This is a genomic window from Myceligenerans cantabricum (assembly GCF_054777735.1).
This window is the reverse complement of record NZ_BAAHAJ010000009.1, coordinates 254,758-277,274: the sequence shown is the minus strand read 5'-3', so window position 1 is coordinate 277,274 and position 22,517 is coordinate 254,758. Positions and strand designations below refer to the sequence as shown.

Sequence of the window (22,517 nt, the reverse complement as noted above, 5' to 3'; positions counted from 1 at the left end):
CACGATCGGCGTGAGCGCGGTGCCCAGGACGGCGTCGGCCGGACCCCGCGACCCGGCGACCGGTGGGAGCGCCCTGACCCGGGCCGGCCGTCCCGCGGTCGACGGGTGGTGCGCGGGCGGGGCACGGCGCGACGCGCCGTCGCAGTACGGATGCAGTTGAAGGAGGAGATGTGGCACGACCAGGCCAACGCCGGTCCGGTCGCGCGCGGACCGGATCGGGCGCCCAGCGCCGCCGGGCCCCGCAGCGCACCGAGCAGGGGATCATCCCGGTGCTCGCGGAGGTCGCCCGCGAGGTCGACGGGGCCGTGCAGCGACCGCCGACGCGCCCCGCGGTACGCACGAAGTTCCAGGTCGTCGCGCTGCTCATGCGTGAGGAGCGGGCCCGGGTCAAGGGCGACGGCGCCCTGACCGAGTCCCGGCGGACCCAGCAGCTCAAGCGGCTCGACGGGGTGGCGACGCTGCTGGCCAAGATCGCAGCCCGGGACACGTCGCTGCTCGAGCTGCTCGCCGAGGACGCCCGGGTGTCCGACGCGGCGCGCGCCTTCAAGGCCACCATGATGCGCGCCGGCGGACTGGAGCCCCCCGAGGAGCCCGCGCCGGCCGCGCCGGCCCCGCCGGCACCCGGTGGTCAGAAGCGGGTGGTGCCCCGCTCGGTGATCTCACGCCAGCTGGCGAACCCTTTTCTCGCCCCGGACTTCGAGGCCGCGGCCGAGCGGCTGGCTCCACAGGTCCGCCGCCTGGCCGGCTGGGAGCTGCTCGAGCCGCTCTTCCGGTCCTTCGAGTACGCCGGCCCCGGCGCGCCCGCCTGCATGCCGCTGCCCGAGACCCGCTCGGTGTCCGCTCCCCCCGGCCAGCGGCTGATGCCGCACCAGGCCCAGGTCGTCGAGGCCACGGCCCGCGGGCATCGCACCTTCCTGCTCGCCGACGAGCCCGGGCTCGGCAAGACCGCCCAGGCGCTGCTCGCCGCCCAGGCGGCCGACGCCTACCCGCTGCTGGTCGTGGCGCCCAACGTGGTGAAGACGAACTGGGCGCACGAGGTCGGGATGTGGACGCCGCAGCGGCGTGCGACGGTCGTCCACGGCGACGGCGACCGGGTCGACGGGTTCGCGGACGTCGTCATCGTGAACTACGAGCTCCTGGACCGGCACGTCGGCTGGCTCGGTGAGCTCGGCTTCCGCGGCATGATCGTCGACGAGGCGCACTTCATCAAGAACAAGGGTTCCCAGCGCTCCCAGCACGTGCTCGCCGTCGCCGAGCGGATCCGCGCCCGCAGCACCCGGCCGCTCCTGATGGCGCTCACCGGCACCCCGCTGATCAACGACATCGAGGACTTCCGGGCGATCTGGCAGTTCCTCGGCTGGATCGACGACACGAAGCCGCTCGCCGCGCTGCTGACCGCCCTCGAGGACACCGGGCTCACCCCGGCCGACCCGGGCTTCTACGCCGCGGCCCGGACCAGCGTGATCGAGCGGGGCATCGTGCGCCGCCGCAAGGCCGACGTCGTCGCCGACATCCCCGCCCGCCGGGTGGCGGACCTGCCGGTCGAGCTCGACGGCGCGGCGGGCCGCTCCATCCGCGCCGCGGAGGCCGCGCTCACCCGCCGCCTGGTCAGCCGCTACCGGTCCGCCGTCGAGGCACGCGGCGCCGCCGACGTCGCGGGCGAGATCGACCTCGACCTCGCGCGCCGGGTGGCGGCGGCGGAGCTGAAGGACTCGAGCTCACGGACCGGCGGTGAGAACGTCTTCACCATGGTGCGCGGGATCGGCCGGGCCAAGGCCCGGCTGGCCGCCGACTACGCCGCACAGCTGGCGCGCAACGTCGGCAAGGTGGTGTTCTTCGCCAAGCACGTCGACGTGATGGACCAGGCGGAGCAGACCTTCGCCGACCGCGGCATCGGCTACGCCTCGATCCGCGGCGACCAGACACCCAAGGTGCGCGAGAAGAACATCGCCGCGTTCACCCAGGATCCCGACGTCTCGATCGTGGTGTGCTCCCTGACGGCCGCCGGCGTGGGGCTGAACCTGCAGGTTGCCTCCAACCTGGTGCTGGCCGAGCTGTCCTGGACCCACGCCGAGCAGACCCAGGCCATCGACCGGATCCACCGGATCGGCCAGGCCGAGCCCGTCACCGCCTGGCGGATCATCGCCGCCCAGACCATCGACTCCACGATCGCCGGGCTGATCGACAGCAAGGCAGGGCTGGCCGCCAGGGCGCTGGACGGGGCAGGCGACGAGGACGTCGCATCGTCCACGGACGTTCAGCTCGAAGCCCTCCTCGCACTGCTCACCGACGCGCTCGCCCCGGACGACGACGCCTGACCGCCGACGGCACCTTCCCGCTCGGGCTCGTCGGCTCCGGCGGGCGTCACCCTGTTCGGGTGACGCCCCCTGCGCCGGCCGCGCGTTAGGTTCGGTGGCACGGCAGGTCGGGCACGGCTCCGCGGACTCGTCCGGGTGGAGATCAGGGATGTGCAGCTCATGCCGACGAGAACTGCGGCGCCGGCCGTCCTGCTCGACCGGAAGGACATCATGAGCACCCTCGACACCGACCCCGGGCTCGTCACCCAGGCGTACCTCTACGGATTCCCCCTGGTGTTCAATCTGGACCAGGTCACCCGGTTCGTCCAGGAGGGGGTCGGCGCGATCCCGGCCGCCCCCTTCAACAGGTTCAGCCACGCCCGCACGCTGGCAGGTCCCGCAGACACGTTCGTGACGATCAACAACGACACGCTGTACTCCGTCGCACAGCTCGACCTGAGCGTGGGACCTGTCACCCTCCGTGTCCCCGACGCCCACGGCCGGTACTACGTGCTGCAGTTCGTGGACGCCTGGACCAACAACTTCGCCTACATCGGCCACCGCGCGACCGGCACGGGTGCGGGCGAGTTCCTGCTGGTGCCGCCCGGCTGGGACGGCGAGGCACCCGAGCGCACCACCGTCGTGCGGCTCCCGACCCGCATCGCGTCCATCGTGGGCCGGTGGGCGGTCGGCACCGACCAGGACCTCGCCGTCGTCCACGCGCTCCAGGACGCCACCACCCTCGCACCGCTCGACACGACGGCGGTCCCCGCAGGTCTCGCGCGGCCCGACCCGTCGGTCCCCGACGAGCTCACGCTCTTGGAGAAGCTGCGGGTCTGGTCCCAGCAGCTCCCCCCGGCCCACCGGGACGAGCCCCTGCAGGAGAGCTTCGCACCACTCGGGCTGACGGCCGCCGGCCCGTCCCCCTACGCGAACCTCGCCAGGCCCGACGCCGCCGCGCTGGCTGCCGGCCTGGAGCACGCCAGGACGACGCTGCACGAGGCACTGGTCTCGGGCAGCTCGCCGGAGGTGAACGGCTGGAAGCTCGTCTTCCACGCGTTCGACTACAACCTCGACTTCTTCGAGGTCGGGACCATCGACGACGACCAGTTCAAGATCCAGGACCCGAAGCTGCGGATCGTCGAGCGCGCCGCCGCCGCGGTCGGGGGCCTGTGGGGCAACCATCCCTACGAGGCCGCCTACGTCATGACGTATGTCGACGACCACGGTGAACAGCTCACCGGTGCGCACGTGTACACGCTGCGCCTGGACCCCACCCCACCGGTCGACGCGTTCTGGTCGCTGACCATGTACTCGGTGCCCGACTTCTACCTGGTGGACAACCCCCTGGACCGGTACTCCATCGGCGACCGCACCCCCGGCATCGTCCTGGACGACGACGGGGCCCTGACCATCACCATCGGTCACGAGCGGCCCAGCGATCCGCAGGCCGCCGCGAACTGGCTCCCCAGCCCGGCCGGCGAGTTCCGGCCCGTCCTTCGCATGTACGAACCTCACCCGGCCGTCCTGGACGGAGGCTATGTCCTGCCTCCGATCACGCAGGGAGATGTTCGCCCGGCCACGTGACAGCCAGCCAACGCGCGAGCCGCGCCCTAAGCACCACGGGGGCCGACCTCGTCGAGCGCCGTGTCGAGAGCGTCCGAGGTCAGACCTTCGCTGTCCGCCCGCGACTCCAGCTTCGCGAGAGCCTGGTCGGACGCCACGCGCAGCGGTACGCCCGCGCTGTCGGCCACGTCGGAGAGCAGCCGCTCGGCAGCAGCGTCATCGACGCCACGGAGCGCGACGACGGCGCTCTTGGCCCGCTCGATCGCCACCTCGCTCAGGACGTCGGGACGCGGCGCGTCGCGGCCGGCATCGTCGCGCTCGGACGAGAAGATGATCGGCGATGACATGCTGGCCTCCAGATCCGGCTGGTCCGGTGCCGCTTCATGACTCCGTCGTGACACGGTAGACCGGGAGTCTCTCGGGGAGCAACACCCGTGTCGCCCGGCTGGCACCGTACAGGCGCTTCCATGGCTCCCGCCGGGATCTCCGGGCGGGGGCGGGAGACACGGCGATCGCCGTGTCTCCCGCCCCCGCCCTGATGTCCCAGCACTCGGGCCCCGGCACCGCCACCGTCCCCTATCCGGCGTCGAAGCGGTCCTCCCCCTCGCGGTCCGGGTCGTCCTCCGGGACCTCGCCCGGGATCTCGGAGCCGGCCTCGTCCTCAGTGCGCGACTTCGGACGATCGGCCTCGCTCTTCGACCTCTCCGACCTGTCGGGCGGAGAGTCGCTGTCCTCGGCCGACGCCGGATCATGGCGTTTCCTGTCTTCCATGTTCTCCCCTTTCCGAGCCGCCGGCCCTCTCCAGGGGCGCGACGCTCAGGGCGCGGCGCTCAGGATGTTCGTCGTGGCACGGGCCCGGTCCAGGCGCGCGGCAACGTCGGGCCAGTTGGCAAGGTTCCAGAACGCCTGGACGTAGTCCGCCTTGACGTTGAGGTAGTCCAGGTAGAAGGCGTGCTCCCACATGTCGAGCATCAGCAGGGGCATGATGCCCAGCGGCACGTTCGCCTGCTGGTCGAAGAGCTGGAACACGGCCAGCCTCTGGCCGACGCTGTCCCAGCCGAGCACGGCCCAGCCGGAGCCCTGGATCCCGGTGGCGACCGCCGCGAAGTGGGCCTGGAAGGCCGCGAAGCTGCCGAACTGGTCGGTGATCGCCGCCGCGAGCTCGCCATCCGGCTCGCCGCCGCCGTCGGGCGAGAGGTTGTGCCAGAACACCGTGTGGTTGGTGTGCCCGCCCAGGTTGAACGCGAGGTTCTTCTCGTGCAGGTTGACGGCGGCGAGGTCACCGCTCTCCCGGGCCTCGGCCAGAGCGTCGAGCGCGGTGTTGGCGCCCGCGACGTACGTGGCGTGGTGCTTGTCGTGATGCAGCTCCATGATGCGCCCGCTGATGTGCGGCTCGAGCGCCGCGTAGTCGTAGGGCAGATCCGGCAAGGTGTAGACCGGCATGTCGTTCTCCGTTCTCCTCGTGGACGCAGCCCGGGACGGATCGTCCGGGCTGCGTCGACGGTAAGTCGCACTCCGGGCACTCGCATCCCCCCGAGAATCGTCCACGCGTGCGGGTGGCGCGGAGTTGCCCCATCGTGGAGTCACGGACCGAGCCATGAGAGGACGAACCATGCCGAAGCGAGACCCAGGACCCAGCGTGAAGGACAAAGAACTCTACGAGAGCCTGCGCGACGAAGGCAGTTCCAAGGAGAAGGCGGCGCGCGTCGCCAACGCCGCCGCCGCGTCGTCGCGCGCGAAGGTGGGACGCAAGGGCGGCGAGGCCGGCGACTACGACAGCTGGACCGTCGCCAGCCTCCGCCGTCGGGCCGCCGAGATCGGCATCTCCGGCCGGTCCACCATGCGAAAGGCCGAACTCATCCAGGCCTTGCGGAACCACTGACGCCCCGGTCAGGCGTCCACGGCTCGCACGATCCCGCGAGCGTGGCACGGGCGCTCACACCTACCACGCGCCCCGCCACGCTCGCGAAGCGGCGGATCCCGGCCACACCGAGCGCGACGACCCCGGCCAGGAGGTTCGCCGGGGCGTCGGCCATGCCCACATGGGCCGACGCGCCTCGCCGCCAAGACCGGCACGGGCGAGTCGCCCGCAGAGGCTGGTCACCTGTTGGGCTCCGCCGACGAGACGTCGGACAGTGCGGAGCGGGGGTCGAGCGCCATCGCCAGATCGCCGAGCGAGACGATACCGACGGCGTTCTCGCCGTCCATCACCGGAACACGCCGGACCGCGGCGTCCCTGATGACCCTCACGGCAGCATCGACCGTGTCGTGCGGCCCGACGGCCACGAGCCGGTCGCTCATGACCGAGCGCACCGACGCTTCGGGGCCCCTTCCCGCCGCGATGCCTCGCACAGCCAGGTCGCGGTCGGTCACCAGCCCTGCCACGCGGTCACCTTCCTCGACAAGGACCGCTCCGATGTCGTCTGCTGACATCGCCTGTGCTGCGACCTGGACCGAGTCGTCCACGTCGACCGTGGTCGGCGCAGGGGTCATGAAATCGGAAACCGTCTGTGTCGCCATGCCGATGCTCCTCTCGTTTCGTTCACGACGTGCGTTCCTGCCGGACGGCGGGTTACCCCGCCGACGTCTTCCACTGTGCTGAGATCCCCACCCGCTCGCATCCGGAGACGCTTCGAGCACGCTGCGCGGAGCGAGGGGGCCTGGCTAGAGCGAGCGAAGGCGGTCGAGCAGCGGCGCAGCCGCCTCGGCCAGGAAGCGGTCCTGCTGGTGGTTACCGATCTGCACGATGGCGAGGTCGGTGAATCCGGAGTCCAGGAAGGGACGAGCGCTCTCGGCCAGCTTGTCGAGGTCGGGCCCGCAGGCGATGGACGAGGCCATGTCCTCGCGCCGGACGAACTGCGTCGCAGCCGCGAATCCAGCAGGAGTAGGGAGGTCGGCGTTCACCGCCCAGCCGCCGGCGAACCATCTGAACTCGGAGAGCGCACGCTCGACGGCGGCTTCCTCGTCCGGATCCCAGCACACCGGGAGCTGGCCGACCACCCGTGAGGAGCCGGGACGAGCGTTCGTCCAGCCACGCACCACCTCGCTGTCAGGCGCAGCCTGGATCAGGTGATCGGCCAACGGCGCGAAACGCGCGACGCCCTCGGCGCCGGACAGAGCGACACCGAGCTCGACGCCGGCGTCGGGGACGTCCCACAGCCGTGCGGAGTCCACGCGGAAGTGGTCCCCCTCCCAGGTCACGAGTTCTCCGGTCAGGAGCTCCCGGATGATGTGGATCGCCTCCTCGAGGCGGTCCTGACGCACCTCCACGCTCGGCCATCCAGCACCGACGACGTGCTCGTTCAGGTTCTCCCCGCTGCCGAGGCCCAGCGTGAACCGGCCCTCTGCCAAGAGCTGCAGCGTCGCGGCCTGCTGCGCGACCACCGCGGGGTGGTACCGCACCGTCGGACAGGTCACGAAACTCATCAGCTGGACACTGCGCGTCGCCTGGGCGACGGCCCCGAGGAGCACCCACGCATTCGGGGCGTGCCCCTGTTCGGTGAGCCATGGAGTGAAGTGGTCGCTCGACAGCTCGAAGTCGAAGCCCACCTCTTCGGCCGCCGCAGCGTACCGCAGCAGGTCTCGTGGGCCGCTCTGCTCAGTCATCAGGGTGTATCCGATACGCATGGAACTCCTTGCCACGTCTGCCGACCGGCGCGTCTCTTCGACCCTAGGTCGAACGGTCGGCACTCGCCTGTCCCGCTTCCCGGGACGCCCGCCGGCAACCGGCGCGCCCCCGCCTCCTGAGCCGGCTGCGGACCCGGAGCCGAGGTGCGAGTGATGACACCGAGTGATGACACTGGAGACGCCGCTCGCCGCGGCGGGACGAGTACCCGGCCGAGCATGCGTCGCCGCGGCGGGCGGACCACCCGGTGGCGGACTCGGGACTCACCATCCGCGACTCGCCACGCACCGGCGAGATCGTGGTCCGCGTGATCAGCGCCTGTACGCCTCGGCGACAACGCGCTGCGCCGTCTCCATCAACGTCTCGCCGTTGCTTTCACGCATACGGAGAAGGTTGTCGTAGGCCTGGGGCATGTCGACGCCCATACCGTGCGCGATCACACCCTTGGCCTGCTCGACGACGACCCTGCCTTCCAGCACCCGGGCCAGTCGCTCGTAGATCTCTTGGTCGGGAACAACATCGGGTTGAGCAACCACCAGCGTCAGCATGTCAGCGAAAGCCCGGGCCGTGCGGACCCCCTTGCTGTCGAGCACACGGACCTCGGGGCCGAAGATGTTGAGTCCGCCGAGAACCTTGCCCTGCCAGGCGAGGGGATAGGCATAGACCTGCTCGAAGCCAGCATTCAGGATCGCCTGCCCCACCTCCGGCCACCGCGAGAGAATGTCCGCCGCCCCGGTCGCGACAACTGGCTGCCCGGTGGCGCACACCTCCACGCACGGGCCCTCGCCCTTCTGTTTCTGATAGATCTCAAGGTGAGTCGTAGCATGGTCGGTGACAGCCAGGACCTCAAGGGGAGCACCGTCCGCAGGCCGCACGAGCAAACCTGCGGATCCGCTGATCAGGTGGGCGGCATCTCGGATCAGCCGGTCGAGAATGTCGCTGGTGTCGTGCTCGTGCACCAGAGCGGACACTGCGTCCGCAAGCGTGTCAGCGGGTGTGCGCGTCATGGCTCCTCGGTTCGTTCGGTCGTACCACCGCTCGCCTCGTCCGGAGAGAACGTCACCTGCCTGTCGAGCACGTCCTGCGCGACGGCCAAGAGGCTCGTCGATCGTGAGAAAGCATGCGCTCGGATCACTGCGAGTGCGTCATCGGGATGGATCCGTAGCTGAGCGACGACCATCCCCGTCGCCTGGTGGATCCGCGCACGCTCCGACCAGTCGAGCGACTCGGTGCCCCCGAGCAGCGAAGCACCGACAGCATCTGCCAGGAACTGCAGATCCTCCGGGCTGCGGAACTGCGGCTCGGTCGTCACATAGACGCTGAAGACGCCGACCACGCGACCGCCCCCGCGCATCGGCACCGCGTAGACCGTCACGTCACTGCTCAGCGGCCCAGCCAGCTGAGAGAAGACAGGATCGTCCTCCACCCCGCCGCCGACGCGTAGGCTGACCAGGCGATTCTCAACCATCGCCTGCCGAACAGGGCCCTCACCGACGACTTCTTGAAGGGGTTCCAGCTGGTCGAACATCCCTGGAGTACTGACCGACACACGCTCGTCCGGAGCGACCGCGATGGTGAGCGCTCCACCCTGCGCCCGGAGAATGTCAACACAGGCCACGCACAGGCGCATCGCGAACGGGCGATCGGCATCGACCTTGGCCAGGGATCGCGCGAGCATGGTCAAGAGTCTCGTCCGCTCCAAGCATTCACCCCCTCGGATGCCACCAGTGTCCCACCGGTCCGCGCCGGAAGCGGGAGGCCCCCTGGGGTCCCGGCGACGACCAGCAGCGCGAGGCCGGCGGAACCATTCTCCCGGCGTGAAGGGATTCCGGGACAGGGTCCTAGCTGCCCTCCCCGACGACGGCGGGCCGCGTCCCACCGTCCGACGGCGCCGTGTCGCTCGCCGCGCGAAGGCCAGGGCCGGCGAGGGCGCCGAGCAGGCGCAGCTGGTCGTCGGCAGGTCCCCCGCGGGGGGTGAAGACGAGCATGACCGGTCCCGGGTTCCCCGGCAGCGGGTAGGCGTCCCACTCCATCGGGATGTCACCGAGGCGCGGGTGGTGGATCACCTTGGCGCCGTGCACGCTCTCGCGCACGTCGTGCCGCGCCCACAGGCGCCGGAACTCGGCGCTGCGGATGCTGAGCTCGCCCACGACCGCGACCGCACGCGGATGGCCCGGATCGGCGGCGACGGCGCTACGGAGCATGCCGATGTAGTCGAGTGCCATGGACTCCCAGTCCGCGCAGTGCAGCCGGGAACCCTCCTCGCTGAACAGCGCCGTGAGGAAGTTGCGCCGCTGCGGCGGATAGAGCGCCGGGTCACCGATCAGCTCGGCGGCGAGCTCGTTCCACGCGAGCACGTCGAGGTGCCGGCCGAGCACCACGGCCGGGACGCCCATCAGCGGCAGGAGCCGTGCGGTGCTCGCCGGCACCTGCTCGGGACGCCTCCGGACCCGCACGTCAGGCTGACGGGTCGCGCGCGCGAGCATCAGCATGTGCCGCCGTTCGACCTCGTCCAGCGCCAGTGCGTCGGCGATCGAGTCGAGCACGGTGTCCGACGGGCGCACGTTCCGGCCCTGCTCCAGCCGCTGGTAGTAGTCGGCGCTCAGCCCCGCGAGCAACGCGATCTCCTCGCGCCGCAGGCCGGCGACCTTGCGCCGGGGGCCTGGCTCCAGCCCGAGGTCCGCCGGTGTGGTGCGCTCGCGCCGGGACCTCAGGAAGTCTCCGAGCTCGCGGGCGTAGGCCTGTTCCGTCGCCATGCCCACCAGTGTGCGCCCTCCCGCCGCGCCACGGGTGGTCCTCCCGGACCGAGGGAGGACAGGGCGACGAACCGGCGGGCGCGATGCCGTCGGCCAGCGGGCCGCGCGTTTGTGCGCACGGGCAGGGGTGCGCGGCCCGACGCGGAGACGGACCTGGCTGCCGCGTCACGGGAAGGTCACCCGGGTCAGCTCCTGCGCCGCGTCCCAGATCCGTCGCCCGACGGCGGGATCGACAGCCTCGGCGGAGGCGCGCACCTCGTTGACGCGCCCGCGCATCTCGCGGAACCCCGCCGGGCCGAAGAACTGCCCGCCCCGCACTCCCGGGGCGGTGGCGGCGTGCAGCTGGGGCAGTGCCCCGCGCTGCACCGGCTGGGTGCCCAGCAGGAAGAGCCGCGCCGCCAGCCTGCCGAGCGGCCCACGGTCCTCGAGGGCGCGCGGGGTGAGGTTGGTGCCGGAGATGCCCGGGTGGGCAAGGACGCTGAGGACGGGCGAGCCGGCGGCGCGCAACCGACGGTCGAGCTCGATCCCGAACACCGTCGTGGCGAGCTTCGACGCGCCGTAGGCCGGGGCGGCCCGGTAGTCCTGCTCGGACATCAGGTCCTCGAGGTCGAGGCGCGCGCTCTTGTGGGTGATCGAGCTGAGCGAGACGACACGCGGGCGGTCACCCCGGCCGATCAGCGGGAGCAGCAGCCCGGTGAGCGCGAAGTGCCCGAGCATGTTGGTGCCCAGGTGCAGCTCGAAGCCGTCGGCGGTGGTCCGGCGCGGCCCGAGGATCACGAGCCCGGCGTTGTTGACCAGCAGGTCGATCTTCGGGAGCTCGGCAAGGGCGCCCACGGCGAAGGCCCGTACGGACTCCAGCGAGGCCAGGTCGAGCTCGCGGACGCGCAGCTTCGCGCCCGGTGCGACGGCCGCGATGGATCGGGCCGCCTCGTCACCGGCAACGGTGTTGCGCACGGCGAGGACGACGTCGGCGCCGTGCCGGGCGAGCTCGGTCGCCGTCACGAGCCCCAGGCCGGAGTTCGCCCCGGTCACGACGGCGAGCCGGCCGGTCTGGTCAGGGATGTCTGCTGCGTTCCACGAGGTCATGGCGGGGACGCTAGGCCGCCCCGGGCGAACCACCGGCGTCCTGGCCTCCCTCGGTCCGGGAGGACCACCCGTGCCGCGGCGCAGGACCCACCCGGGCGCCCGTCGCCCGGCCCGTGCTCGTCGGCCGGGCTGAAGTCCAGCCGGGCCCGAGCACGTCTCACGTACCGGACTCCGTGCGGCTGGGTTCACGGACCCGTGTTGCGCGACCGCCGGACCACGGAAGCATGGTCCCGACGGCGTCGACCCGGGCGCCTGGACGAAGGAGCTCGCATGCTGCGCGGACTGACCACCATCTCCTACTTCGCCGACGACGTCGCCGCCGCACGTGACTGGTACGCACAGGTGCTCGGCGTCGACGCCTACTTCGTGCGCGAGATCGCGGACGACCTCGCCTATGCCGAGTTCAGGATCGGCGACTACGAGCACGAGCTCGGGATCATCGACCGGAGGTACGCACCCGTCACGCCCACCGACGAGCCGGCTGGTGCGGTCACGTACTGGGCCGTCGACGACGTCGTGGCGGCCTATGACCGGCTGGTCTCGCTCGGCGCCACCGGACACGAGAAGCCGACCGAACGCGGCCCGGGGTTCGTCACCGCAACCGTTCTCGACCCCTTCGGGAACCTGCTCGGTGTCATGGAGAACGCCCACTACTCCGAGGTCCTCGGCGCGCTGCGCAGCTGATACCGACGCCCGGCGAGGTCAGGCCGGTCGCCACGAGGCATTCACCAGGTCCCGTAGACCGACAAGTTCACCCGAGCATCTAGTGCCGGAACCTCTAAACTGCACGGGGCATCGAGCACTACTGCGGGTGCGACAAACAGGTATGCACCTGCAGCGTTAGCTCGGCGCGGCCGGGCTTGTAGTGGTGAATGTGACACAGGGACCGAACGATCCACCGATCGAAGGCCTCAGCGCGAGCATGGTCGCGGCACTTGAGAGCCTTCAGCTTCCGCCTGCCGTGCTCCAGGCATACCTGCGCCTCCTTACCGCGGATCACAATCCGGACCAACGTGTCGAACTCAATCTGAATGACACCCGAGCCCTGGCAGCGCTCGGCCTCGTCGTGCAGTCAGGAAGTGGCGACATCGTCGCCATCGACCCACGGCTCGGACTGACACGGCTGGCGGAGCGGCAGGACGCGGAGCTACGCCAGCGCCTCGCCCAGACGGCGCTGGCCCGCGAGGCCGCGAGCGAGCTCGCACTGCACGTCGAGCAGCGCCGGCGACGCAACGTCCCCGGGATCGAGACGATCGAGGGCGGTGCCGCGGTCGCCGCCAGGCTCATGGAACTGATGTGCGACACCCACGCGGAGGTGCTCAGCATGCTGACGTGGCAGCCCACCAGCGAATCCATCCGTTCCGCCCAGCAGGAGGACCAGCTGCTCCTCGATCGCGGGGTGAGGGTTCGCCTGCTGGTGCTCCAGGCGCACGTGCGCGGCTCGACCGACTATGCGGCCCACCTGCACGACATCTCTTCACGCGGAGCCGAGGTGCGGGTCGCGACGACCCTGCCGACACGTCAGGTCATCCTTGATCGCGCGATCGCGGTGGTCCCGGCGGACCTCGACGACCCCCGCCAGGCCGCGAGCATCGTGAACCACCGCACGCTCGTCCAGCTTGCGTTCGACGCCTTCGAGTCGTATTGGCACAACGCCGCGGACCTCAGGCGACGCACGGTCAACAGCTGCTGGGAACCCGACGCGCTGACTCTCAAGGTGCTGGAGCTGCTCGCGCAGGGCGGCAAGGACGAGGCGATCTCACGGCGCGTGGGCATGTCGCTGCGCTCGGTCCGCCGCCTGATCTCGCGGGTGGGTGACGAGGTCGGCGCGCAGAGCCGCTTCGAGCTCGCCATCCAGTGCTCCCGGCGTGGGTGGATCACCGAGACCATGCCCCTGGAGGCCGGCACCGGCGGGACGCGCGAGGCGACGGCGGACGGCCGTCCCGGCGCTCGCTAGGCCCAGGTCTCCTGGGTCAGGTGTGCCGTTGGTGGGACGGGGAGCCGTTCGAGGCTCCTCTCGCCGGTCTCGGCCCGGGCAGAGCGGCCTGGATTCGGTGTTACCGGTGAAGACCCGGAGATAGGTCCCGGAGGTCTCTCCGGGGCCTGAGTGCCCCAGCGTCCTGGTGACCAGTGCGGCGACCTGCGCCGCGGCAGCGGACCACGGCCGAGCAGAGTTCCTGGCTCAGGAGACTGGACGCACGTCCTGGACACGTGTCCTGGACGCGTGTCCTGGACGCACGTCCACGGGTGCGCGGCCACCAGGAGTGACGCCCCCGGGTACAAGTTGCCAAGGCAGTTCCTTACCTTCTCCGCCCGGCCGCGTGCCGGGAGAGTGAATGCATCAGGAAATAGTACTCAGCAGGCATTCACGAAGGAGAACGAAATGTACTCTCGTCACTTCCTCGCTTCCACGACTCTCGTGATCGCCATTCTCGGTGCCGTCCTCACGGGGGCGGCCGCCGGCGCCACCGAGCACGCCATCGGCTTCTCCACGGCCAGCTGTGTCGGCTGCTGGACGCCGGGCTGAGCATCGAGCCCCCGCAGGCCTCAGGCCGCGTCGTACTAGCCGCAGGCAGGGTGCCGGGCCGGATCATCCGGCCCGGCACCCTGCTTTTCACGGCGCGAAAGTGCGTGACCGCGGCAGTCCACGGTCACGCCGAGGTATCGCGCCGGACCGGTTCCTCCGGTCCGGCGCGATCGCTTTCTTGTCGGCCGAGCTATCGGGAGGCGGCCGCCTGCGACTTCTCGGCCGTCTCCGGCACTGCCGTCCCGTCCGCCCCGGCACCCGCCGGCTCCGCACCCGGCTCCGCACCCGGTGCCGCGGCGTCCGCCCCGGCGGCATGGTCCCGGGGAAGGACGACGACGGCGATCACGGCGATCGCGACCGAGAGCCCGAGCGTGATCCAGAAACCGATCCGCAGCGACTCCACCGAGACGCCACCGACATACCCGCCGACACCGGCGGCCGCGACCGCCACCGCGAGGCACAGCGCCACGCCCATCTGGCGGGACGAGTTGTAGACGCCCGAGGCAAGGCCCATGAGGTGGCCCGGCACGCCGCTGGTGGCCGACACCGCCGTCGTGATCATCATGACCGTGACGCCGAGACCCAGCAGGAGACCGCCGGGCAGGATGTGCACCCAGAAGGACCCGTCGGACACGATCCTGGTCATGACCAGCGAGCCGATCGCGAGCAGGACGCCGCCGCCCAGGAGCGTGAGACGCGGGCCGTAGCGCGCGGTGAGCTTGACGACCGGCAGGCTCGCGACGACCACGATGAAGGCCTGCGGGAAGAACGCGATGCCCGCCCCGATCGCCGAGTAGTCGAGGACCTGCTGCATGTAGAGGCTCGTGAAGAACGTCGTGACCGACATGACGCCGCCCGACAGGAACGAGATGGCGTCTCCCCCGGAGACGCTGCGCCCGCGGAAGATGCCGAGCGGGACCAGCGGGTTGGCGATCTTCGACTCGAGGACCAGGAACACCGCCATGAGAACCACGGAGAGCGGGAGCGAGACCTGCACGGTGGAGTTGTCCCAGCCCTGCTCGGAGGCCACGGTGAAGCCGTAGATCGCGGAGCACATGCTCGCGGTGACCAGGAACCCGCCCAGGAAGTCGATGCGCTGCGTGCCGCGGCGACCGTGGTCGGGGGCGATCTTGCGCACGGCGACGGCGATCAGCGCGATCCCGGCGGGCACGTTCACGAACATGACGGACTGCCAGCCGAAGACCTGGGTGAGGATGCCGCCGAGGAGGACGCCGCCGGTGAACCCGGCAGAGCTCACGGCGCCGAAGATGCCCATCGCCTTGGTGCGCGCCCCTCCCTCCGGGAAGCCCTCCGCGATCAGGGCGAGCACCGCCGGCGAGACGGCCGCGGCCGAGAGACCCTGCACGGCGCGCGCGACGATCAGCACGATCGGCGTCGTCGCGAAGCCACCGACGAGGGAGGCCAGGGTGAAGACCGCCAGGCCGCCCAGGAAGAGGTTCCGCCGGCCGACGAGGTCGCCCGCGCGGCCGCCGACGAGGAGGAAGCCGCCGAAGAACAGCGCGTACGCGCCCACGATCCAGGGCAGCTCTCCGGTCGAGAACCCGAGGTCGCGCTGGACCGAGGGCATGGCCACGTTCACGATCGCGAAGTCGAGAACGAGCATGAACTGCGCCAGGCACAGCAGGAGCAGCGGTGGGCGCGCCGTGGTCCCCGCGGTGGTGTCTTTCGTCGTAGACATGTCAGTCCTTTCTTGAGGTGTCTGTATTCATCGGGAGTCGGCCAGGGCTCGTTGCCGGAGCCCGGGGCCCCGAGAGGCGGTCGCCGTCGGCGTGCCGAGCCAGTCGTCGACGGCGTGCTGCAGGATCCGCCGCGCCCGGAGCACCTCCGAGCCGGAGACGTGCTCGTGGGGGGTGTGGTCGAGCGCCGCGGCACCCGGCCCGTAGGCGACCATCGGCACGCCCACCCACGACAGGGCGAGGGTGTTCATGTCGCTGCTTCCCTTCTTGGCCAGGTATCGCGGCGTGACGCCGTCGGACCGGAAGGTCCGGGCGAAGCTGCGCACGACGTCCGTGGCCCGCGACGTGTGCACCCCGGGCGTGGCCCGGTGCACGGTGAAGGACGCGCCGGCCCGTTCGGCCGGCTCCCGGAGCGCGACGGCCAGCTCGACCACGTCGGTCCCGGGCGGCACGCGGACGTCGACGACGGCCTCCCCCACCTGGGCCCTTCCTGTGTTCCGGGCGTCGATGCCGAGCGTCGCCATCAGCGCGTCCCCGGCACAGGCGGCGAGCACGGCACGCAGCTCCGTCAGGACCGCCGTCAGCCGGTCCGCTGCCGTGGCGTGCTCCTGGCCGGCGGTGTGCCCCAGGGGCGCCTCGACACGGAGCGAGAACTTCAGCAGGCCGAAGTAGCCGACGGTGAGCGCCGCCACCCCGGACGGCTCCCCCACGACGACGGCGTCGGCAGCGTGCGTGCGGCGGACGTGGTCCGCGCCGCGCGCGGTCTGCTCCTCCTCGACCGCACCGACGACGGTCACGGCGCAGCCCGGCGGCACGTCGGTGGCCGCCAGGACTTCGAGGAAGTTGATCAACGACCCCTTGGCGTCGACGCTGGCCCGCCCGGTGCACTCGTCGCCGTCCCAGCGCACCGGCCAGACGTGCGGCACGGTGTCGAGGTGTCCCAGCATCATGAGGTGGCGCGGCCCGCGGCCCTTGCGGGCGACGAGGTTCCCGGCGTCGTCGATCGAGGACTCGAGGCCACGTCGACGGCACCACCCGAGCAGGTACGTGGCCAGCTCCGCCTCGTCCCGGGTGACCGACGGGATCGCGACGGCCCGGGAGAACAGCTCCAGCTCGTCGTCGGGAGCCCGGCAGGGCCACAGGCGGGTCGCCCGCGCGGTGTCCAGGGTGTGCGGGCCAGTGATCGCGACGTCGGCGACGCCGCGCTCGAGCATGATCTCGGCGGCGCGGATCTTCTGGCGCATCCGGCCCCCGGCGTACCGGAGCCCCTCGCCGTGGTACAGGTCGGGGACGGTGCTGGCCGGGTCGTCGACGTCGCGCAGGATGCCCGGCGTTCCGGTGACGAGACGCAGGTGGTGCGCCTCCAGGGCGACGGCGATCTCGGCGGCCAGCACGTCGGCGTCCACGTTCACCGGCCCGGCGCCGTCGTCGCCCGCGACGGGCGGGCTCAGGCACACGATCTGATGGCCGTCGAGCAGAGTCCGCAGTCGTGCGGCGTCGATCCCGGACACCCGCCCGGCGCGATGGTCGCGGAGGATCTTCCGGCGTCCTTCGTCCACGACCGACAGCGGCGGGTTCAGCCGGGCCGTGACCGCCTTCGTCCCGGTCTCGGCATGGACGCGGAGCCCGCGCTCCCGGAGCTCGTGCTCGACCACCGGCAGGATCTCGCGCTCGTAGGCGCCGACGACGTGCGCCATCTCCTCCGGAGGGCAGTAGCGGATCTCCTGGCCGTCCCTCAGCGAGCGGGTCGCCATGACGCGACCGATCCGCTCGTAGTGCCGGGCGATGCCCGTGGCACCGCCGACGACCAGCAGCACACGGGCACCCCGCGCGCAGAGAGCCGCGAGCTCGTCGTAGACACCGGGATGAGCCAGGCTCGCGCTGCCCACCTTGACGACGTGCAGCGCGGCGGAGTGGGTGACGGCGACCTCGCCGAGACTGGTGACCACGGTGCTCCTCCTCCTAACCGAGTCCACGGCTGTTACCGCCGTCGACGAGATGGACCGTTCCGGTGATGTAGGCGGCGTGCCCGGAGGCGAGGAAGGCGACGAGCCTCCCGAGGTCCGCCGGATCCCCGACCCGCCGGACGGGCAGGCTGTCGGCGACCTTCGCCAGCTCGGCCTCGACACGGTCCCCGTACTGCACGTCGAGGATCGGCGTGCGGTGGAACCCGGGGGCGATCACGTTCACGGTGACGCCGTCGGGGCCGGCGGCCTCGGCCAGTCCCTTGGCGTATCCGACGAGCCCGAGCCGCGCGACGGACGACAGACCGCTGCCGTGGTGCGGTTGCCTGACGGCCTCCGAGGTGACGAACATCAGCCGTCCCCCGCCGCTCTCCCGGAGCCAGGGAAGCGCGGTCGCCGCGACGTTCACCGAGGGGAAGAAGTTGCCGTCGAAGGCGGACCGGATCTCCTCGAGAGTGAAGGTCTCGACGGGTCCGAACGGGACACCGCCGGTGTTGGTGACGGCGATGTCCAGGCCGCCGAGCTCGGTGGCCGTCGCGGAGATCCACCCGCGCGTCTGCTCGTCGTCCCGCAGGTCGACCTTGTCCGCCAGGACTCGCCCGGTCGCCGCACGTTCGACCTGACGCCGCGCCGCGTCCAGCCGGTCGGGGTCCCGGCCGCAGATCGCGACGTCGGCACCCTCCCGCGCGAGCTCGACGGCGATCGCCAGGCCCAGGCCGCTGGTCGACGCCGAGACCAGCGCGTGCTTTCCGGCGAGCTGTAGGTCCATCAGGATCCTCCCGCGATTCCGTAGTGGTAGCGCGCCAGGAGCGGCAGCGCCGGCACGGTGGCGTGCGTCGCCTGCGCCCGGGTGAGCCGGCCGGCCCACCCGGGCCCGCGGCGGATGGTCGTGGCGCCGGTGGTGAGGCGGTCCGGGTTCCCCGTCACGGTGTGGTTGACGCCGAGCTCGACGGCCTCGTCGGGGCTCATCGGGATCTCGTCCGGGATGCCGGCGAAGTCGAAGATCTGCCGCAGCACCGCCCTCGGTGACGCGCACAGGTCCTCGTGGCGGACCCGCAGGTAGCGGTCCCCGGCCGCCCTGCCGACGGCTTCCGACGCGGCGTTGAAGGCCACCCAGTAGCCGCTGCTGCGCCACGGGCCCATCGGGTCGATGTACTCCTTGGCGCTCTGGTAGGAGACGGCGGTCGACCGGGGGTCCCGGACGACGTGCAGGACTCGGAGGTCGATGTCCGGGCACCCGAGCAGGGTCGCCGGCTCGGCGGGGAACTTGGACCCGTCGACGATCAGCCGTCGTCCGAATCCCGCCGCCCGCATCTCGCCGTAGAGCGCGACCATGCGCCGCAACGACTCCTGGGCACCGCCCGGCCGGTGCAGGACGCCGCGGTGCTCGAGCAGGCGGCGCAGGGTGTGCCGGGTGCGCAGGTGGCGCCGCTGAAGCTCGGGCATCACGTCGTGGTCCCCCGCCGTGACGCTCGCGCGCACGACCGGTGCCCAGCGAGGGCAGTCGGCGACCGCCACCCCGCACCCGCACAGCGAGTTGGTGCCCTGCTGCAGCACGCCGTTCTGCCACAGGTAGTGCAGCTCACCGACGTGGTCGACGCCGTCCAGCTCCCCGAGGATGTTGCCGAGCAGCGTGCTGCCGCTGCGCGTCCAGCCCGTGATGTACAGGAGCGGGATACTCATGCCGGCCCACCGCCGTCGAGGTCGCGCGTGACGATCACCAGATGCTGTGGCAGCGGCACGGTGAGCCCGATGCCGAAGGTCGCCCGGATGACGGCGCGACCGGGCTCACGCACCAGCGCGAGCTCCGAGCGGTTGGCGAGGTGCAGCTGCGCCGCGGCACCGAAGTCCCCGAACAGGATCGTGTCACGCGGGCACATCCGGGTGCGCGACACCTTCATGCTCAGCGCGGTCAGCCTGCCGAGCAGCCCGCTGCCGACCATCGCCCAGTAGGTCTCGGGGTGGACGACGAGGCCGTCGCACGACCCTCCGGTCTCCTCGACGTCGGCGCAGGTCCGCAGGATCGTCTCGGACAGGTCCGCGTCGGCGGCGTGCAGGCGCCGGGACGCCTCGTGGTGCAGCAGGCCGGTGATCCTGCCGTCCTCCGACCCGTGCAGCAGCGTCTGGTTCTCGACCACCGACGCCCGCACGAGAACCCGCATGTCGACGAACCGTGCGAACAGGTCGGCGGGGGCGTCCCACAGGTCGGCGGGCACCGGCACCTCGAGGGTGGGAAAGGCCAGCTCCGCGGTGCGCAGCTCGGGACTGACGTCGGCCTCCGGCGTCGCCGCGTACCGGGTCCCGGCGCGGGCCTCGCCCCGCGGGGCGTCGACGTCGCCCACCCGGGGCGCCTCGGACACGTACGGGATCGTCTCCGGGGCGTCGTCGGCCACGCGCAGCAGGTGCCGCACGGCGTACCGCGGCCGATGAGCGAACAGCGGGAACGCCGCCGGCAGATGTGCGCCCACCCGGACGGCGGTCCGGCCCGAGTCCGGTTCGCGGCCGACGGACCCCCGCCGGACGGCCCCGGCCAGGAGCTCGCCGGGGGTCGCCTCCGGCGTCGTGCCGGCAGACCGGGCGTCGGCCGGCCCAGCGGCGACGTCCACCGAGGGCTGCGGTGCCTCAACTATCGCTGTCATTGGTGACTCCTCCCGTGCCATGCATTCCGATTCGCCTAGAAACTACCGTTCTCTGAAGAGTTCCTGACCACGGATGCGATCACGTCCGGAAGCGTCTTCGATCAATCCGGAGAATCACCCGAGCGAAAGACGCCGGTGCTTGAATTGGTGGATTTATCGCAATAACGAGAACTAATTGGACCGCGTCGATCGCGGGCCCCTACGGTCGTGGCGTTCAACGATTCATTGACGAGAGGAAGTGCCGACCATGACCGCCACCGCGCTGACCATCGATTGCCCGGAGTGCTCGGGAACGGTTCTGATCCCCGGCTCCGTGACCGTCTCGGAGATCCTCGAGTGCGACGAGTGCCTCGTCGAGCTCGAGGTGCTGGAGACCACTCCGATCGAGGTCGCACTCGCGCCCGAGGTCGAAGAGGACTGGGGCGAGTGACGGCATGAGAATCACACCGTTCGCCATTCTGGCGTCGCGTGTGCGCCTCGAGGAGAAGCAGCTCCTCGAGGCATTCACCGCACGCGGCGCCGACGTCTCGGTGATCGATCCGCGGCGTCTCTCGGGAGGCGTCGACGACGCGCTCGGTTCCGACGCCGTGGTCATCAACCGCGAGATCGGCCATGCCCGCGCCTACTACGGCGCTCAGCTGCTGGAGCACCACGGCGCGCGGGTCGTGAACACGGCCCGCGCCACCCGCCTCGCCGGCGACAAGTGGCTGACGTCCTGCCGGCTGCACGCGGCCGGGCTGCCCACTCCCCCGAGCCGGCTCGCGCTCACTCCCGAGGAAGCCGGGCTGGCATTCACCGAGCTCGGCGGCACCGCGCTGGTGAAACCGCTGGTGGGCTCCTGGGGGCGGCTGATCAGCCGGCTGCCGGACAAGGAGACCGCGCGCTCGATCTTCGAGTACGTGGCAGCACTCCCGTCCCCGCAGTCGCACATCGTGTACCTGCAGCGCGAGATCACCGGCGTCACCCGCGACCTGCGGGTGGTCGTCGTCGGCGGCGAAGCCGTCGGCGTCATCAGCCGCCGTGCGGAGGGCTGGAGGAACAACGTCGCCCTCGGGGCCGAGCCGCGGCCCGAGATCCTGACACCGCCCGTCGCCGCCCTCGCCGTGCGCGCCGCCGCCTGCGTCGGTGCGGACATCGCCGGAGTGGACCTGCTCGAGGACCGCGACGGACGGCTGTGGGTGATCGAGGTGAACGACAGGGTCGAGTTCAAGGGGTTCCAGCGGGCTCACGGCGACCAGATCGACCTGGCGGACGCGTTCGTCCGTCTCGCGATGTCGACGGCGGAGCGCGGAACGCCGCCGGAGCCCGCCGCCCCGGTACAGGTGGGGGTGACGTCATGAGGGCAGCAGTGATCGGCGGCGCCGGCTACATCGGCGGCGAGCTCGTGCGCCTGCTCGTCGGACATCCCCGGGCCGAGCTGGTGGCCGTCACGTCGCGCAGCCAGCGTGACAAGCCCGTCAGCAGCCTGCACCCGAACCTGCGCGGGCGAACCGGTCTGCGGTTCGTCGGCGAGGAGGACCTGCCCGAGGTCGACGTCGTGTTCCTGGCGATGCCGCACCGCGAGACGATGGGACGGATGCGGGAGTTCCTCGCGATGGCTCCGACCGTCATCGATCTCTCGGGCGACTTCCGGCTCACCGACCTGGCGGCGTACGAGCGCTACTACGGTGTCGCGCACGCGGCGCCGGAGCTGGTCGGCGAGTTCGTCCCGGGGATCCCCGAGTATCACCGCGAGCGCCTCCGGACCGCCGACCGGATCAGCGTCCCGGGGTGCATGGCCAACGCCGGCGTCCTCACCCTCGCTCCCCTCGCTCGCGGCGGGCTCATCGACGGCGAGATCACCCTCGACGCACGCACGGGCTCCAGCGGCGCCGGCGCGAACGCCGGGTCGGAGAACCTGCACGCCGAGCGCAGCGGCACGCTGCGCGTGTTCGCGCCGACGCGTCACCGCCACGAGGCGGAGATCGCCCAGGCGACCGGTCACCCCGTGCGGATGACGGCGACGGGGGTCGAGGCGGTGCGGGGGGTGCAGATCGTCGCGCGCGTGCGGATGGCGCCCGGCACCAGCGAGAAGGAGGTCTGGGCGGCCTACCGGGACGCCTACCGGGACGAGCCGTTCGTCCGGGTGGTCGCGGCCCGCCGAGGGATCCACCGGTTCCCGGACGCGAAGATCCTCGCCGGGTCGAACTACTGCGACGTCGGGTTCGCCCTCGAGGAGGACATGGCGAACGGCACGGTGATCGGGGCGCTCGACAACCTGGTCAAGGGCGGCGCCGGCAACGCCGTGCAGTGCCTGAACATCCGTCGTGGCTGGGACGAGGCCGACGGCCTCGAGTTCCCGGGACTGCACCCGAACTGAT

23 protein-coding genes are annotated in these 22,517 nt (G+C 71.3%); 9 read left to right on the top strand and 14 right to left on the bottom strand.

Annotation, left to right across the window (positions count from 1 at the left end; all coding sequences use genetic code 11):
- Window positions 1-170: 170 nt before the first annotated feature.
- Window positions 171-2,318 carry a DEAD/DEAH box helicase gene (locus ACYU96_RS10405; RefSeq protein ID WP_460752647.1) on the top strand — a complete coding sequence of 716 codons (2,148 nt, stop codon included), beginning with the start codon at window positions 171-173 and terminating at the stop codon, window positions 2,316-2,318.
- Between the two features lie 159 nt (window positions 2,319-2,477).
- Window positions 2,478-3,884, top strand: coding sequence for a DUF1254 domain-containing protein (locus ACYU96_RS10400; RefSeq protein ID WP_460752644.1), 1,407 nt, complete (start codon window positions 2,478-2,480; stop codon window positions 3,882-3,884).
- Between the two features lie 26 nt (window positions 3,885-3,910).
- On the opposite strand, the gene ACYU96_RS10395 is transcribed toward ACYU96_RS10400, so the two are convergent.
- From ACYU96_RS10395 to ACYU96_RS10385, 3 genes are all read right to left on the bottom strand, one after another.
- Window positions 3,911-4,210: a hypothetical protein gene (locus ACYU96_RS10395; protein WP_460752641.1), complete on the bottom strand. Its 300-nt coding sequence runs from the start codon at window positions 4,208-4,210 to the stop codon at window positions 3,911-3,913.
- A 229-nt stretch (window positions 4,211-4,439) separates the two neighbouring features.
- On the bottom strand, window positions 4,440-4,634 hold the full coding sequence (locus tag ACYU96_RS10390; RefSeq protein WP_460752639.1) for a hypothetical protein: 195 nt from the start codon (window positions 4,632-4,634) through the stop codon (window positions 4,440-4,442).
- Between the two features lie 45 nt (window positions 4,635-4,679).
- Complete coding sequence (locus ACYU96_RS10385; protein ID WP_460752636.1) at window positions 4,680-5,306, bottom strand: superoxide dismutase; 627 nt, start codon at window positions 5,304-5,306, stop codon at window positions 4,680-4,682.
- 169 nt (window positions 5,307-5,475) lie between these two features.
- Here ACYU96_RS10385 and ACYU96_RS10380 point away from each other — a divergent pair, with 169 nt between their 5' ends.
- Complete coding sequence (locus ACYU96_RS10380; protein ID WP_460752634.1) at window positions 5,476-5,745, top strand: DUF7218 family protein; 270 nt, start codon at window positions 5,476-5,478, stop codon at window positions 5,743-5,745.
- A gap of 218 nt (window positions 5,746-5,963) precedes the next feature.
- Here ACYU96_RS10380 and ACYU96_RS10375 read toward each other — a convergent pair whose 3' ends face one another.
- The 6 genes from ACYU96_RS10375 to ACYU96_RS10350 all read right to left on the bottom strand — a co-directional run bounded on the left by ACYU96_RS10375 (window position 5,964) and on the right by ACYU96_RS10350 (window position 11,330).
- Entirely contained in the window at window positions 5,964-6,503 is a 540-nt protein-coding gene (locus tag ACYU96_RS10375) for a CBS domain-containing protein (RefSeq protein WP_460752631.1), read from the bottom strand.
- 24 nt (window positions 6,504-6,527) lie between these two features.
- The gene (locus ACYU96_RS10370) at window positions 6,528-7,490 is read right to left on the bottom strand and encodes a TIGR03557 family F420-dependent LLM class oxidoreductase (RefSeq protein ID WP_460752628.1); all 963 of its coding nucleotides are present in this window, start codon (window positions 7,488-7,490) and stop codon (window positions 6,528-6,530) included.
- 309 nt (window positions 7,491-7,799) lie between these two features.
- Window positions 7,800-8,495: a GAF and ANTAR domain-containing protein gene (locus ACYU96_RS10365; protein ID WP_460752625.1), complete on the bottom strand. Its 696-nt coding sequence runs from the start codon at window positions 8,493-8,495 to the stop codon at window positions 7,800-7,802.
- Window positions 8,492-9,166 (bottom strand): GAF and ANTAR domain-containing protein, encoded by a 675-nt coding sequence (locus ACYU96_RS10360; protein ID WP_460752623.1) that lies wholly within the window; start codon window positions 9,164-9,166, stop codon window positions 8,492-8,494. Before ACYU96_RS10360 ends, ACYU96_RS10365 begins: the two co-directional genes overlap by 4 nt.
- A gap of 163 nt (window positions 9,167-9,329) precedes the next feature.
- Window positions 9,330-10,244, bottom strand: a complete 915-nt coding sequence (locus ACYU96_RS10355) for a helix-turn-helix transcriptional regulator (protein ID WP_460752620.1) — start codon at window positions 10,242-10,244, stop codon at window positions 9,330-9,332.
- Window positions 10,245-10,409: 165 nt separating this feature from the next.
- Complete coding sequence (locus ACYU96_RS10350; RefSeq protein ID WP_460752617.1) at window positions 10,410-11,330, bottom strand: oxidoreductase; 921 nt, start codon at window positions 11,328-11,330, stop codon at window positions 10,410-10,412.
- Window positions 11,331-11,600: 270 nt separating this feature from the next.
- On the opposite strand from ACYU96_RS10350, the gene ACYU96_RS10345 reads away from it, so the two are divergent.
- The 3 genes from ACYU96_RS10345 (at window position 11,601) to ACYU96_RS10335 (ending at window position 13,857) form a co-directional block, all read left to right on the top strand.
- A complete protein-coding gene (locus tag ACYU96_RS10345) occupies window positions 11,601-12,014 on the top strand; it encodes a VOC family protein (RefSeq protein WP_460752614.1) in 414 nt (137 codons plus the stop codon).
- 382 nt (window positions 12,015-12,396) lie between these two features.
- Window positions 12,397-13,287 carry a hypothetical protein gene (locus ACYU96_RS10340; protein ID WP_460752611.1) on the top strand — a complete coding sequence of 297 codons (891 nt, stop codon included), beginning with the start codon at window positions 12,397-12,399 and terminating at the stop codon, window positions 13,285-13,287.
- 426 nt (window positions 13,288-13,713) lie between these two features.
- Complete coding sequence (locus tag ACYU96_RS10335) at window positions 13,714-13,857, top strand: hypothetical protein (RefSeq protein WP_460752609.1); 144 nt, start codon at window positions 13,714-13,716, stop codon at window positions 13,855-13,857.
- Window positions 13,858-14,047: 190 nt separating this feature from the next.
- Here the strand turns inward: ACYU96_RS10335 and ACYU96_RS10330 are convergent, their stop codons facing one another.
- Genes ACYU96_RS10330 through ACYU96_RS10310 form a run of 5 tightly spaced genes read right to left on the bottom strand, consistent with a single transcriptional unit; the run spans window position 14,048 to window position 20,157 of the window.
- Window positions 14,048-15,556 carry an MFS transporter gene (locus ACYU96_RS10330; protein ID WP_460752606.1) on the bottom strand — a complete coding sequence of 503 codons (1,509 nt, stop codon included), beginning with the start codon at window positions 15,554-15,556 and terminating at the stop codon, window positions 14,048-14,050.
- A 27-nt stretch (window positions 15,557-15,583) separates the two neighbouring features.
- Window positions 15,584-17,503 carry a M20/M25/M40 family metallo-hydrolase gene (locus ACYU96_RS10325; protein WP_460752603.1) on the bottom strand — a complete coding sequence of 640 codons (1,920 nt, stop codon included), beginning with the start codon at window positions 17,501-17,503 and terminating at the stop codon, window positions 15,584-15,586.
- A gap of 13 nt (window positions 17,504-17,516) precedes the next feature.
- Window positions 17,517-18,287, bottom strand: a complete 771-nt coding sequence (locus ACYU96_RS10320; RefSeq protein ID WP_460752600.1) for an SDR family NAD(P)-dependent oxidoreductase — start codon at window positions 18,285-18,287, stop codon at window positions 17,517-17,519.
- Window positions 18,287-19,201 carry a sulfotransferase gene (locus tag ACYU96_RS10315; RefSeq protein WP_460752597.1) on the bottom strand — a complete coding sequence of 305 codons (915 nt, stop codon included), beginning with the start codon at window positions 19,199-19,201 and terminating at the stop codon, window positions 18,287-18,289. The genes ACYU96_RS10320 and ACYU96_RS10315 overlap by 1 nt, the downstream gene beginning before the upstream one ends.
- The gene (locus tag ACYU96_RS10310; RefSeq protein WP_460752594.1) at window positions 19,198-20,157 is read right to left on the bottom strand and encodes a family 3 encapsulin nanocompartment shell protein; all 960 of its coding nucleotides are present in this window, start codon (window positions 20,155-20,157) and stop codon (window positions 19,198-19,200) included. The genes ACYU96_RS10315 and ACYU96_RS10310 overlap by 4 nt, the downstream gene beginning before the upstream one ends.
- 247 nt (window positions 20,158-20,404) lie before the next feature.
- Here ACYU96_RS10310 and ACYU96_RS10305 point away from each other — a divergent pair, with 247 nt between their 5' ends.
- From ACYU96_RS10305 to argC, 3 genes are read left to right on the top strand one after another with little or no spacing between them, the layout of a single operon-like run.
- Window positions 20,405-20,587: a hypothetical protein gene (locus ACYU96_RS10305; RefSeq protein WP_460752592.1), complete on the top strand. Its 183-nt coding sequence runs from the start codon at window positions 20,405-20,407 to the stop codon at window positions 20,585-20,587.
- A gap of 4 nt (window positions 20,588-20,591) precedes the next feature.
- Window positions 20,592-21,497: a RimK family alpha-L-glutamate ligase gene (locus ACYU96_RS10300; protein ID WP_460752589.1), complete on the top strand. Its 906-nt coding sequence runs from the start codon at window positions 20,592-20,594 to the stop codon at window positions 21,495-21,497.
- Window positions 21,494-22,516, top strand: coding sequence for an N-acetyl-gamma-glutamyl-phosphate reductase (argC, locus tag ACYU96_RS10295; RefSeq protein WP_460752586.1), 1,023 nt, complete (start codon window positions 21,494-21,496; stop codon window positions 22,514-22,516). Before ACYU96_RS10300 ends, argC begins: the two co-directional genes overlap by 4 nt.
- The last annotated feature ends 1 nt before the right edge of the window (window position 22,517 follow it).

Excerpts from the sequence above, each read along its gene's own strand:
- ACYU96_RS10355 (WP_460752620.1), bottom strand. The coding sequence starts at position 10,244 with ATGGCGACGGAACAGGCCTACGCCCGCGAGCTCGGAGACTTCCTGAGG.
- ACYU96_RS10305 (WP_460752592.1), top strand. The coding sequence starts at position 20,405 with ATGACCGCCACCGCGCTGACCATCGATTGCCCGGAGTGCTCGGGAACG.
- ACYU96_RS10345 (WP_460752614.1), top strand. The coding sequence starts at position 11,601 with ATGCTGCGCGGACTGACCACCATCTCCTACTTCGCCGACGACGTCGCC.
- ACYU96_RS10350 (WP_460752617.1), bottom strand. The coding sequence starts at position 11,330 with ATGACCTCGTGGAACGCAGCAGACATCCCTGACCAGACCGGCCGGCTC.
- ACYU96_RS10300 (WP_460752589.1), top strand. The coding sequence starts at position 20,592 with ATGAGAATCACACCGTTCGCCATTCTGGCGTCGCGTGTGCGCCTCGAG.
- ACYU96_RS10385 (WP_460752636.1), bottom strand. The coding sequence starts at position 5,306 with ATGCCGGTCTACACCTTGCCGGATCTGCCCTACGACTACGCGGCGCTC.
- ACYU96_RS10370 (WP_460752628.1), bottom strand. The coding sequence starts at position 7,490 with ATGCGTATCGGATACACCCTGATGACTGAGCAGAGCGGCCCACGAGAC.
- ACYU96_RS10320 (WP_460752600.1), bottom strand. The coding sequence starts at position 18,287 with ATGGACCTACAGCTCGCCGGAAAGCACGCGCTGGTCTCGGCGTCGACC.
- ACYU96_RS10315 (WP_460752597.1), bottom strand. The coding sequence starts at position 19,201 with ATGAGTATCCCGCTCCTGTACATCACGGGCTGGACGCGCAGCGGCAGC.
- argC (WP_460752586.1), top strand. The coding sequence starts at position 21,494 with ATGAGGGCAGCAGTGATCGGCGGCGCCGGCTACATCGGCGGCGAGCTC.
- ACYU96_RS10395 (WP_460752641.1), bottom strand. The coding sequence starts at position 4,210 with ATGTCATCGCCGATCATCTTCTCGTCCGAGCGCGACGATGCCGGCCGC.
- ACYU96_RS10335 (WP_460752609.1), top strand. The coding sequence starts at position 13,714 with ATGTACTCTCGTCACTTCCTCGCTTCCACGACTCTCGTGATCGCCATT.
- ACYU96_RS10330 (WP_460752606.1), bottom strand. The coding sequence starts at position 15,556 with ATGTCTACGACGAAAGACACCACCGCGGGGACCACGGCGCGCCCACCG.
- ACYU96_RS10400 (WP_460752644.1), top strand. The coding sequence starts at position 2,478 with ATGCCGACGAGAACTGCGGCGCCGGCCGTCCTGCTCGACCGGAAGGAC.
- ACYU96_RS10390 (WP_460752639.1), bottom strand. The coding sequence starts at position 4,634 with ATGGAAGACAGGAAACGCCATGATCCGGCGTCGGCCGAGGACAGCGAC.
- ACYU96_RS10380 (WP_460752634.1), top strand. The coding sequence starts at position 5,476 with ATGCCGAAGCGAGACCCAGGACCCAGCGTGAAGGACAAAGAACTCTAC.
- ACYU96_RS10365 (WP_460752625.1), bottom strand. The coding sequence starts at position 8,495 with ATGACGCGCACACCCGCTGACACGCTTGCGGACGCAGTGTCCGCTCTG.
- ACYU96_RS10310 (WP_460752594.1), bottom strand. The coding sequence starts at position 20,157 with ATGACAGCGATAGTTGAGGCACCGCAGCCCTCGGTGGACGTCGCCGCT.
- ACYU96_RS10360 (WP_460752623.1), bottom strand. The coding sequence starts at position 9,166 with ATGCTCGCGCGATCCCTGGCCAAGGTCGATGCCGATCGCCCGTTCGCG.